Here is an 11,744-nt window from a genome sequence, read left to right as displayed (position 1 = left end):
CCACGACCACGGCTGCCCGGCACTCCCTGACGGAAGGGCCGGGCAGCCGTGGTCGTGGGGGTCGCGTCAGCGCACGAACACCCCCGCCTGCCCCGCCAGGTCCAGGAAGTACTGCGGCGCCACACCGAGCACCAGCGTGACCGCCACGCCCGCCGTGATCGCCGTGATGGTCAGCGGCGACGGCACGGCGACCGTCGGCCCCTCGGGCCGGGGCTCGCTGAAGAACATCAGCACGATCACCCGGATGTAGAAGAAGGCCGCGATCGCCGAGGAGATCACACCTACCACCACCAGCGGCGCCGCGCCGCCCTCCGCCGCCGCCTTGAACACGGCGAACTTGCCCGCGAACCCGGAGGTCAGCGGGATGCCCGCGAAGGCCAGCAGGAACACCGCGAAGACGGCCGCGACCAGCGGGGACCTGCGTCCCAGCCCGGCCCACTTGGACAGGTGCGTCGCCTCACCACCCGCGTCCCTCACAAGGGTGACGACCGCGAACGCGCCGATCGTCACGAACGAGTACGCGGCCAGGTAGAAGAGGACCGAGGAGACGCCGTCCGGCGTGGTGGCGATGACACCCGCGAGGATGAACCCCGCGTGCGCGATCGACGAGTACGCCAGCAGCCGCTTGATGTCGGTCTGGGTGATCGCGACGATCGCGCCGCCCAGCATGGTGACGATCGCCACCCCCCACATCACCGGCCGCCAGTCCCAGCGCAGGCCGGGCAGGACGACGTAGAGGATGCGCAGCAGCGCGCCGAACGCGGCCACCTTGGTCGCCGCCGCCATGAAACCGGTCACCGGGGTCGGCGCGCCCTGGTACACGTCCGGGGTCCACATGTGGAACGGCACGGCGCCCACCTTGAACAGCAGGCCCATCACGATCAGCGCGGCGCCGGTCAGCAGCAGCGCGTCGTTGCCCATGGTGTTCGCCAGGGCCGGGGTGACATCGGTGACGGTGCCGTCGACGACCCGCGCGATCGTGCCGTACGACATGGAGCCCGCGTAGCCGTACAGCAGGGCGATGCCGAACAGGGTGAACGCGGAGGCGAACGCGCCGAGCAGGAAGTACTTGACCGCGGCCTCCTGCGACATGATCCGCTTGCGCCGGGCCAGCGCGCACAGCAGGTACAGCGGCAGGGAGAAGACCTCCAGGGCCACGAACAGGGTCAGCAGGTCGTTGGCCGCCGGGAAGAGCAGCATGCCGCTGACCGCGAAGAGCAGCAGCGGGAACACCTCGGTGGTGGTGAACCCGGCCTTCACCGCGGCCTTCTCGCTGTCACTGCCGGGCACGGAGGCGGCCTGCGCGGCGAAGGAGTCGACCCGGTTGCCGTGCGCCGCCGGGTCCAGGCGCCGCTCGGCGAAGGTGAACAGGCTGACCAGCGCGGCCAGCAGAATGGTGCCCTGGAGGAACAGGGCCGGACCGTCGACCGCGATCGCGCCCATCGCCGCGATCCGCGCCTTGGTGGTGCCGTATCCGTCGGAGGCGAGCGCGACGACCGCGGCGAAGGCGGCGGCGAGGCCGACGACGGAGACGAACATCTGCGCGTAGTACCGGGACTTGCGCGGCACGAACGCCTCGACGAGCACGCCGGCGATCGCCGCGCCGATGACGATCAGGATGGGCGCCAGCTGCCCGTACTCGATCTTCGGCGCGTCGATCTTCGAAATCGGATCGGCCGCGGTGGCCGCCGTTGTCCACAGGCTGTGGACGGCTGATGCGCTCACTTGGCCGCCTCCACCTCGGGCTGGGGGTCCTTCTTCTGTACGTCCGACATGGTCTGCTCGACCGCCGGGTTGACGATGTCCGTGACCGGCTTCGGGTAGACGCCCAGCACGATCAGCAGCGCGATCAGCGGGGCGACGACCACCAGCTCACGCACCCGTAGATCGGGCATCGCGGAGACCTCCGGTTTCACCGGGCCCGTCATCGTCCGCTGGTAGAGGACGAGGGTGTAGAGCGCGGCGAGCACGATGCCGAAGGTGGCGATGATGCCGATCACCGGATAGCGCGCGAACGTGCCGACCAGGACCAGGAACTCGCTGACGAACGGGGCGAGTCCGGGCAGCGACAGGGTCGCCAGACCGCCGATCAGGAAGGTGCCGGCGAGCACCGGGGCGACCTTCTGCACGCCGCCGTAGTCGGCGATGAGCCGCGAGCCGCGCCGGGAGATCAGGAAGCCGGCCACCAGCATCAGCGCGGCCGTCGAGATCCCGTGGTTGACCATGTAGAGGGTGGCGCCGGACTGGCCCTGGCTGGTCATCGCGAAGATGCCCATGATGATGAAGCCGAAGTGCGAGATCGACGCGTAGGCCACCAGCCGCTTGATGTCGCGCTGGCCGACCGCGAGCAGTGCCCCGTAGATGATGCTGATCAGGGCGAGCACGAGGATCGCGGGCGTCGCCCACTTGCTGGCCTCCGGGAACAGCTGGAGGCAGAAGCGGAGCATCGCGAAGGTGCCCACCTTGTCGACGACCGCGGTGATGAGGACGGCGACCGGGGCGGTGGACTCCTGCATGGCGTTGGGCAGCCAGGTGTGCAGCGGCCACAGCGGCGCCTTCACCGCGAAGGCGAAGAAGAAGCCGAGGAACAGCCAGCGTTCGGTGTTCGTCGCCATGTCGAGCGTGCCGTTCGCACGGGCTTCGGCGATCTCCGTGAGCGAGAAGTTCCCGGCCACCACGTACAGCCCGATCACCGCGGCCAGCATGATCAGGCCGCCGACCAGGTTGTAGAGCAGGAACTTCACCGCCGCGTACGACCGCTGCGTGGCCGCCGCCTGCTCGCCGTGCTCGTGGGCACGGTCCCCGAAGCCGCCGATGAGGAAGTACATCGGGATGAGCATGGCTTCGAAGAAGATGTAGAAGAGGAAGACGTCGGTGGCCTCGAAGGAGAGGATCACCATCGCCTCGACGGCCAGGATCAGCGCGAAGAAGCCCTGGGTGGGGCGCCACCGCCTGCTGCCGGTCTCCAGGGGGTCGGCGTCGTGCCAGCCCGCGAGGACGATGAACGGGATCAGCAGGGCGGTCAGCGCGATCAGCGCGACCGCGATGCCGTCCACGCCCAGTTCGTAGCGGACTCCGAAGTCCGCGATCCAGGAGTGGGACTCGGTGAGCTGGTAGCGGTCGCCGTCCGGGTCGAAGCGGACCACGACGGTGATGGCGAGGGCGAGGGTGGCGAGCGAGACGAGCAGCGCCAGCCACTTGGCGGCGGTGCGCCGCGCGGCCGGGACGGCGGCCGTGGCGACCGCCCCGAGCGCCGGGAGTACCGCCGTCGCTGTCAGCAGGGGAAAGGACATCGGTATCAGACCGCCCTCATCAGCAGGGTCGCGGCGACCAGGATCGCCGCACCGCCGAACATCGAGACCGCGTACGACCGTGCGAAGCCGTTCTGCAGGCGGCGCAGCCGTCCGGAGAGGCCGCCGACGGAGGCCGCCGTGCCGTTGACGACTCCGTCGACCAGGGTGTGGTCGACGTACACCAGGGACCGGGTCAGGTGCTCGCCGCCGCGGACCAGGACGACATGGTTGAAGTCGTCCTGGAGCAGGTCGCGGCGGGCGGCCCGGGTGAGCACGGATCCGCGCGGGGCGACGGCCGGGACCGGGCGGCGGCCGTACTGCGTCCAGGCGATCGCGACGCCGATCACCATGCACGCCACGGTGGCGCCGGTGACCACTCCCGCGCTGATCGGCGGATGGCCGTGGTCGTGCCCGGTGACGGGCTCCAGCCAGTGCACGAACCGGTCGCCGATGCTGAAGAACGCGCCGCCCGCGACCGAGCCGACGGCCAGCAGGATCATCGGGATCGTCATGACCTTGGGCGACTCGTGCGGGTGCGGCTCGCCCGTCGCGGCAGCGACATGATCGGTTGCAGCCTCGCCGCGCGTCTCGGCGGCGGGCTCCACGTCCGGCTCGGCCGGGGAGGGCGTCGGCGCGTTGCGCCAGCGCTCCTCGCCGAAGAAGGTCATCAGCATCACGCGCGTCATGTAGTACGCGGTGATCGCGGCGCCGAGCAGGGCGCAGCCGCCGAGGATCCAGCCCTCGGTGCCGCCCTTGGCGAACGCCGCCTCGATGATCTTGTCCTTGGAGAAGAAGCCGGACAGGCCCGGGAAGCCGATGATCGCGAGATAGCCGAGGCCGAAGGTGACGAAGGTGACCGGCATGTACTTGCGCAGGCCGCCGTAGCGGCGCATGTCGACCTCGTCGTTCATGCCGTGCATCACGGAGCCGGCGCCGAGGAACAGCCCGGCCTTGAAGAAGCCGTGCGTCACCAGGTGCATGATCGCGAAGACGTAGCCGATCGGGCCGAGGCCGGCGGCCAGCACCATGTAGCCGATCTGCGACATGGTCGAGCCGGCCAGCGCCTTCTTGATGTCGTCCTTCGCGCAACCGACGATCGCACCGAACAGCAGCGTGACCGCGCCGACGATGGTGACGACGAGCTGGGCGTCGGGCGCCGCGTTGAAGATGGCGCCGGAGCGGACGATCAGGTAGACGCCCGCGGTGACCATGGTCGCGGCGTGGATGAGGGCGGAGACCGGGGTCGGGCCCTCCATCGCGTCGCCGAGCCAGGACTGCAGCGGCACCTGTGCGGACTTGCCGCAGGCGGCGAGCAGCAGCATCAGGCCGATGCCGGTGAGCGTGCCCTCGGAGGTCTCGCCCACGCTGTCCAGCACCGGCCCGAAGGCGAAGGTGCCGAACGTGGTGAACATCAGCATGATCGCGATCGACAGGCCGAGGTCGCCGACCCGGTTGACCAGGAAGGCCTTCTTCGCGGCCGTGGCGGCGCTGGGCTTGTGCTGCCAGAACCCGATCAGCAGGTAGGAGGCGAGACCGACGCCCTCCCAGCCGACGTACAGCAGCAGGTAGTTGTCGGCGAGGACGAGCAGCAGCATCGCCGCGAGGAACAGGTTCAGGTAGCCGAAGAAGCGGCGCCGCCGCTCGTCGTGCTCCATGTAGCCGATCGAGTACAGGTGGATCAGCGAGCCGACCCCGGTGATCAGCAGGACGAACGTCATGGACAGCTGGTCGAGGCGGAAGGCGACGTCCGCCTGGAAGCCCTCGACCGGGATCCAGCTGAACAGGTGCGAGGTGAGCGTGCGGTGCTCGGCGTCCTTGCCCAGCAGATCGGCGAAGAGGACCGCGCCGAGGGCGAAGGAGACGAACGCCAGCAGGGTGCCGATCCAGTGGCCGACGGCGTCCAGCCGCCGGCCGCCGCACAGCAGGACGGCCGCTCCGAGCAGGGGCGCCGCGATCAGCAGCGCAATCAAGTTCTCCACTTCAGCGACCCCTTAGAGCTTCATCAGGCTGGCGTCGTCGACCGAGGCCGAGTGGCGGGCACGGAACAGCGACACGATGATCGCGAGCCCGACCACGACCTCCGCGGCGGCGACGACCATCGTGAAGAAGGCGATGATCTGGCCGTCGAGGTTGCCGTGCATCCGGGAGAACGCGACGAACGCCAGGTTGCAGGCGTTGAGCATCAGCTCCACGCACATGAACAGCACGATCGCGTTCCGCCGGATCAGCACGCCGGTGGCGCCGATCGCGAACAACAGGGCGGCGAGGTACAGGTAGTTCACGGGGTTCACTTCGACGCCTCCTCGGTCCGCTTGAAGGCCGCCGACTCGATCCCGGTCCGCTCCAGGCGTTCCTCCGCGCGCTGCTCCAGCGCCCGCAGGTCGTTCAGCGCCTCGGCGGAGACGTCCCTGATCTGGCCGCGCTCGCGCAGCGTCTTGCTGACGGTCAGCTCCGACGGGGTGCCGTCGGGCAGCAGGCCCGCGATGTCCACCGCGTTGTGCCGGGCGTAGACACCCGGGGCGGGCAGCGGCGGGAGGTGCTTGCCCTCGCGGACGCGCTGCTCGGCCAGCTCCCGCTGGGTCCTGGCGCGCTCGGTGCGCTCGCGGTGGGTGAGCACCATGGCGCCGACGGCGGCGGTGATCAGCAGGGCGCCGGTGAGTTCGAAGGCGAAGACGTACTTGGTGAAGATGAGGGCCGCCAGGCCCTCCACGTTGCCGCCCGCGTTGGCCGTGCCGAGACCGCCCCACTCCGTCAGGGAGGCGTTGCCGATGCCGCCGATCAGCAGGACGCCGAAGCCGAGCCCGCACAGCAGGGCGAGCCAGCGCTGCCCCTTGATGGTCTCCTTCAGGGAGTCCGCCGCGGTGACGCCGACGAGCATCACCACGAACAGGAACAGCATCATGATCGCGCCGGTGTAGACGACGATCTGCACGATGCCCAGGAAGTAGGCGCCGTTGGCGAGGTAGAACACCGCCAGCACGATCATGGTGCCGGCCAGGCAGAGCGCGCTGTGCACGGCCCTCTTCATGAAGACGGTGCACAGGGCGCCGATCACCGCGACCGTACCGAGGATCCAGAACTGGACGGCCTCTCCGGTCGAGGTGGAGTAGGCGGCGAGCTGCGTGGTCATCGGCCGATCACCTTCTCCGACGCCGGTTCGGTGCCGCCGAAGGTGGAGTCGGCCTCCTGGACCACCTCGCCCTTGGAATGGGCGACCTGACGCTCGGTGCCGGGCGCGGCCTCCGTCACCAGGCCCCGGTAGTAGTCCTGTTCGTCCATGCCCGGGTAGATGGCGTGCGGGGTGTCGACCATGCCCTCGTCGAGGCCGGCCAGCAGCTGTTCCTTGGTGTAGATGAGGTTGGCGCGGCTGGAGTCGGCCAGCTCGAACTCGTTGGTCATCGTCAGCGCGCGCGTGGGGCACGCCTCGATGCACAGGCCGCACAGGATGCAGCGGGCGTAGTTGATCTGGTACACGCGGCCGTACCGCTCGCCCGGCGAGTAGCGCTCCTCGTCGGTGTTGTCGGCGCCCTCGACGTAGATCGCGTCGGCGGGGCAGGCCCAGGCGCACAGCTCGCAGCCGACGCACTTCTCCAGGCCGTCCGGATGGCGGTTGAGCTGGTGCCGTCCGTGGAAGCGGGGAGCGGTGGTCTTCTTCTGCTCCGGGTACTGCTCGGTGAGCCGCTTCTTGAACATGGCCTTGAAGGTCACGCCGAAGCCGGCCACGGGGTTCTGGAAACCAGGCGACGCAGGCCCGGCCTCCTTCGGCTCCTCAGCCATCGGACGCCTCCTTTCCATCCGGCGATCCGTCACTGTGAGTATCGGGTCCGCCACTGACAATCAGCTCCCGCTCGCGGCGCGAGCGGCGCCGCGGCACCGGCGGCAGCTCCTGGCCCGGCATCGGCGGCACGGGGAATCCGCCCGCCATCGGGTCGAAGGCAGCCGGCTCGGCGGGGGCCTCCCGCTCCTGGCCGCGGTCGCGGAGGAAGTCCGCGACGAAGGAGAGCAGGAGCAGGGCGATCACTCCGCCGCCCACGTACAGGGCGATGTCGGCGAAGTCGTAGTTCTCGTTCCGCAGCGTCCGCACGGTGGCGACGAGCATCAGCCAGACCACGGAGACGGGGATGAGGACCTTCCAGCCGAGCTTCATCAGCTGGTCGTAGCGGACGCGCGGGAGCGTGCCGCGCAGCCAGATGAAGAAGAACAGCAGCAGCTGCACCTTGACGGTGAACCAGAGCATCGGCCACCAGCCGTGGTTCGCGCCCTCCCAGAAGGTGCTGACCGGCCACGGGGCCCGCCAGCCGCCCAGGAAGAGCGTCACCGACACGGCCGAGACCGTCACCATGTTCACGTACTCGGCGAGCATGAACATCGCGAACTTGATCGACGAGTACTCGGTGTTGAAGCCGCCGACCAGGTCGCCCTCGGACTCCGGCATGTCGAAGGGGGCGCGGTTGGTCTCGCCGACCATCGTGACGATGTAGATGATGAAGGAGACCGGCAGCAGGATGATGTACCAGCGGTCCGCCTGGGCCTCGACGATCGCCGAGGTCGACATCGACCCGGAGTAGAGGAACACCGAGGCGAAGGCGGCGCCCATGGCGATCTCGTACGAGATCATCTGTGCGCACGAGCGCAGACCGCCGAGCAGCGGGTACGTCGACCCGGAGCTCCAGCCCGCCAGCACGATGCCGTAGATGCCGACCGAGGCGACCGCGAGGATGTAGAGCATCGCGATCGGCAGGTCGGTGAGCTGCATCGTGGTGCGCTGGCCGAAGATCGAGATCTCGTTGCCGGCCGGGCCGAAGGGGATCACCGCGATCGCCATGAAGGCCGGGATGGCCGCGACGATCGGCGCGAGGACGTAGACCACCTTGTCCGCGCGCTTGACGATGACGTCTTCCTTCAGCATCAGCTTGATGCCGTCGGCGAGCGACTGGAGCATGCCCCAGGGGCCGTGCCGGTTGGGGCCGATGCGCAGCTGCATCCAGGCGACGACCTTGCGCTCCCAGACGATGGAGAACAGCACGGTCACCATCAGGAAGGCGAAGCAGAACACCGCCTTGATCACGACCAGCCACCACGGGTCGTGGCCGAACATCGAGAGGTCTTCAGCGGCGAGGTACGGGCTCATGCCTCCACCTCCTTGGGGGCCTCGGTCGCGAGCGTGGCCGGGCCGATGCGGACGAGGGAGCCGGGCAGCGCCCCGGTGTCGGAGGCGACGCCGCCGCCGGTGGAGTTCAGCGGCAGCCACACCACGCGGTCGGGCATCTCGGTGATCTCCAGCGGCAGTGCGACGGTTCCGGCGGGGCCGGTCACCGCGAGCGCGTCGCCCTCCTTGACGCCGGCCTCGGCGGCCGTGGCGGCCGACACGCGCGCGTGTGCGGCGTGCCGGGTGCCGGCCAGGGCCTCGTCGCCCTCCTGGAGGACGCCCTGGTCGAGCAGCAGCCGGTGTCCGGCGAGCACCGCTTCCCCGGCGGCGGGGCGGGGCAGCGGGGCCGCCGTCTCCAGCGGCTCGGTGGCGCGCGGGCCGTCCCAGGTGCCGAGCCGGTCCAGCTCCGTGCGCACGGTCCGCAGGTCCGGCAGGCCCAGGTGGACGTCCATGGCGTCGGCGAGCATCTGGAGCACGCGCGCGTCGGTGGGCGCGAGGCGCCGGGTCATGTGGTCGGGCTTGAGCGCGGCCTCGAAGAGGCGCACCCGGCCCTCCCAGTTGAGGAAGGTGCCCGCCTTCTCGGCGACGGCGGCGACCGGCAGCACGACGTCCGCGTGCGCGGTGACCTCGCTGGGCCGCAGTTCGAGCGAGACCAGGAAGCCGACCTCGGCGAGCGCCGCACGCGCGCGTGCCGGGTCCGGCAGGTCCGCGACCTCGACCCCGGCGACGACCAGTGCCCGCAGCTCGCCGGTGGCGGCGGCCTCCACGATCTGGCCGGTGTCCCGGCCGTAGCGGTGCGGGAGTTCGGCCAGCCCCCAGACGGCGGCGACCTCCTCCCGCGCGCGCGGGTCGGTGGCCGGGCGCCCGCCGGGCAGCAGGGACGGCAGCGCACCGGCCTCGACGGCCCCGCGCTCCCCCGCCCGCCGCGGGATCCACACCAGCCGCGCACCGGTCGCCGAGGCGGCCCGGACGGCGGCGGTGAGACCCCCGGCGACCGCGGCGAGCCGCTCACCGACGACGATCACCGCGCCCTCGGCGCGCAGCGCCTCGGCGGCCGTGGCCCCGTCGCCCTCCAGGCCGACGCCGCTCGCGAGCGCGTCCAGCCACTCGGTCTCGGTGCCGGGCGCGGCCGGCAGCAGCGTGCCGCCCGCCTTCGTCAGGCCCCGGGTGGCGTGGGTGGCCAGCGCGAACACCCGCTGCCCGTGCCTGCGCCAGGCCTTGCGCAGCCGCAGGAAGACGCCGGGCGCCTCCTCCTCCGACTCGAACCCGGCCAGCAGCACCGCCGGGGCCTTCTCCAGAGCGGTGTAGGTGACGCCCGTGCCGTCCAGGTCGCGGCCGCGGCCGGCGACCCGCGCGGCGAGGAAGTCGGCCTCCTCACCGCTGTGCACGCGCGCGCGGAAGTCGATGTCGTTGGTGTCGAGCGCCACGCGCGCGAACTTGCTGTACGCGTAGGCGTCCTCGACGGTGAGCCGTCCGCCGGTCAGCACTCCGGCCCGGCCGCGCGCGGCGAGCAGCCCACGCGCCGCGGCCTCCAGGGCCTCCGGCCAGGAGGCGGGCTCCAGGACCCCGTCGGCGTTCCGTACCAGCGGGGTCTCCAGCCGGTCCCGCTGCTGCGCGTACCGGAACGCGAAGCGGCCCTTGTCGCAGATCCACTCCTCGTTGACCTCGGGGTCGAAGGCGGCCAGCCGCCGCATGACCTTGCCGCGCCGGTGGTCGGTGCGGGTGGCGCAGCCGCCCGAGCAGTGCTCGCACACCGACGGTGAGGAGACCAGGTCGAAGGGGCGGGAGCGGAACCGGTACGCCGCCGAGGTGAGCGCGCCGACCGGGCAGATCTGGATGGTGTTGCCGGAGAAGTACGACTCGAACGGGTCGCCCTCGCCGGTGCCGACCTGCTGGAGCGCGCCGCGCTCGATCAGCTCGATCATCGGGTCGCCCGCGACCTGGTTGGAGAACCGGGTGCAGCGCGCGCACAGCACGCACCGCTCGCGGTCGAGCAGCACCTGCGTGGAGATCGGCACGGGCTTCTCGTACGTGCGTTTCTTGCCCTCGAAGCGGGACTCGGCGTTGCCGTGCGACATCGCCTGGTTCTGCAGCGGGCACTCGCCGCCCTTGTCGCAGACCGGGCAGTCCAGCGGGTGGTTGATGAGCAGCAGCTCCATCACACCGTGCTGGGCCTTCTCGGCGACCTGTGAGGTCAGTTGAGTCTTCACGACCATTCCGTCCGTACACGTGATCGTGCAGGACGCCATGGGCTTGCGCTGGCCCTCGACCTCGACGATGCACTGGCGGCAGGCGCCGGCCGGGTCGAGGAGGGGGTGGTCGCAAAAACGCGGGATCTCGATGCCGAGCTGCTCGGCGGCGCGGATGACCAGGGTGCCCTTGGGCACGCTGATCTCGACGCCGTCGATCGTCAGCGTCACGAGGTCCTCCGGCGGGACCGCCGCTTCTCCTCCTCCGGAGGGAGCGCTGGTGGTCACGGTCATGCGTTCACCTCCGTGCGGTGATCGGCCCAGGCCGTCGACTTGGCCGGGTCGAAGGGGCAGCCGCGGCCCGTGATGTGCTGCTCGTACTCCTCGCGGAAGTACTTCAGCGAGGAGAAGATCGGCGAGGCGGCGCCGTCGCCGAGGGCGCAGAAGGACTTGCCGTTGATGTTGTCGGCGATGTCGGCCAGCTTGTCGAGGTCGCTCATGGCGCCCTTGCCGGCCTCGATGTCCCGCAGCAGCTGCACCAGCCAGTAGGTGCCTTCGCGGCACGGGGTGCACTTGCCGCAGGACTCGTGGGCGTAGAACTCGGTCCAGCGGGTGACGGCGCGGACCACGCAGGTCGTCTCGTCGAAGCACTGCAGGGCCTTGGTGCCGAGCATGGAACCGGCGGCGCCGACGCCCTCGTAGTCGAGCGGGACGTCGAGGTGCTCCTCGGTGAACATCGGCGTGGAGGAGCCGCCCGGCGTCCAGAACTTCAGCCGGTGCCCGGGCCGCATCCCGCCGCTCATGTCGAGCAGCTGGCGCAGGGTGATGCCGAGCGGGGCCTCGTACTGGCCGGGGCTGGCGACATGGCCGCTGAGCGAGTAGAGCGTGAAGCCCGGGGACTTCTCGCTGCCCATCGACCTGAACCAGTCCTTGCCGTTCTTCATGATGGCGGGAACCGACGCGATCGACTCGACGTTGTTCACGACAGTCGGGCAGGCGTAGAGGCCCGCGACGGCAGGGAAGGGGGGACGCAGCCGCGGTTGGCCACGGCGGCCTTCGAGCGAGTCCAGGAGCGCGGTCTCCTCACCGCAGATGTACGCGCCGGCGCCGGCG

9 protein-coding genes are annotated in these 11,744 nt (G+C 70.4%); all 9 read right to left on the bottom strand.

Annotated features, from left to right (window positions below; translation table 11 throughout):
• Positions 1-66 precede the first annotated feature (66 nt).
• Positions 67-1,725, bottom strand: a complete 1,659-nt coding sequence (gene nuoN, locus CCN42_RS21380) for an NADH-quinone oxidoreductase subunit NuoN (RefSeq protein ID WP_086737923.1) — start codon at positions 1,723-1,725, stop codon at positions 67-69.
• Positions 1,722-3,293, bottom strand: a complete 1,572-nt coding sequence (locus CCN42_RS21375; RefSeq protein ID WP_086737922.1) for an NADH-quinone oxidoreductase subunit M — start codon at positions 3,291-3,293, stop codon at positions 1,722-1,724. The genes nuoN and CCN42_RS21375 overlap by 4 nt, the downstream gene beginning before the upstream one ends.
• A gap of 5 nt (positions 3,294-3,298) precedes the next feature.
• Positions 3,299-5,272 carry an NADH-quinone oxidoreductase subunit L gene (gene nuoL, locus CCN42_RS21370; protein ID WP_086737920.1) on the bottom strand — a complete coding sequence of 658 codons (1,974 nt, stop codon included), beginning with the start codon at positions 5,270-5,272 and terminating at the stop codon, positions 3,299-3,301.
• 12 nt (positions 5,273-5,284) lie between these two features.
• On the bottom strand, positions 5,285-5,584 hold the full coding sequence (gene nuoK / locus CCN42_RS21365; protein ID WP_043503202.1) for an NADH-quinone oxidoreductase subunit NuoK: 300 nt from the start codon (positions 5,582-5,584) through the stop codon (positions 5,285-5,287).
• Entirely contained in the window at positions 5,581-6,423 is an 843-nt protein-coding gene (locus CCN42_RS21360) for an NADH-quinone oxidoreductase subunit J (RefSeq protein ID WP_086737918.1), read from the bottom strand. The genes nuoK and CCN42_RS21360 overlap by 4 nt, the downstream gene beginning before the upstream one ends.
• Entirely contained in the window at positions 6,420-7,070 is a 651-nt protein-coding gene (gene nuoI / locus CCN42_RS21355; protein WP_086169097.1) for an NADH-quinone oxidoreductase subunit NuoI, read from the bottom strand. Before nuoI ends, CCN42_RS21360 begins: the two co-directional genes overlap by 4 nt.
• The gene (gene nuoH, locus CCN42_RS21350; RefSeq protein ID WP_086737916.1) at positions 7,063-8,424 is read right to left on the bottom strand and encodes an NADH-quinone oxidoreductase subunit NuoH; all 1,362 of its coding nucleotides are present in this window, start codon (positions 8,422-8,424) and stop codon (positions 7,063-7,065) included. Before nuoH ends, nuoI begins: the two co-directional genes overlap by 8 nt.
• A complete protein-coding gene (locus tag CCN42_RS21345; protein ID WP_086737914.1) occupies positions 8,421-10,925 on the bottom strand; it encodes an NADH-quinone oxidoreductase subunit G in 2,505 nt (834 codons plus the stop codon). The genes nuoH and CCN42_RS21345 overlap by 4 nt, the downstream gene beginning before the upstream one ends.
• The coding region (locus CCN42_RS21340; protein ID WP_211294765.1) for a complex I 51 kDa subunit family protein at positions 10,922-11,744 on the bottom strand (823 nt) is incomplete at its 5' end. The genes CCN42_RS21340 and CCN42_RS21345, both read right to left, overlap by 4 nt.

The organism is Streptomyces glaucescens (genome assembly GCF_002154375.1).
Taxonomy (GTDB): domain Bacteria; phylum Actinomycetota; class Actinomycetes; order Streptomycetales; family Streptomycetaceae; genus Streptomyces; species Streptomyces glaucescens.
The sequence above is the reverse complement of the archived record's forward strand: the minus strand, read 5'-3'. Positions and strand labels throughout refer to the sequence as shown.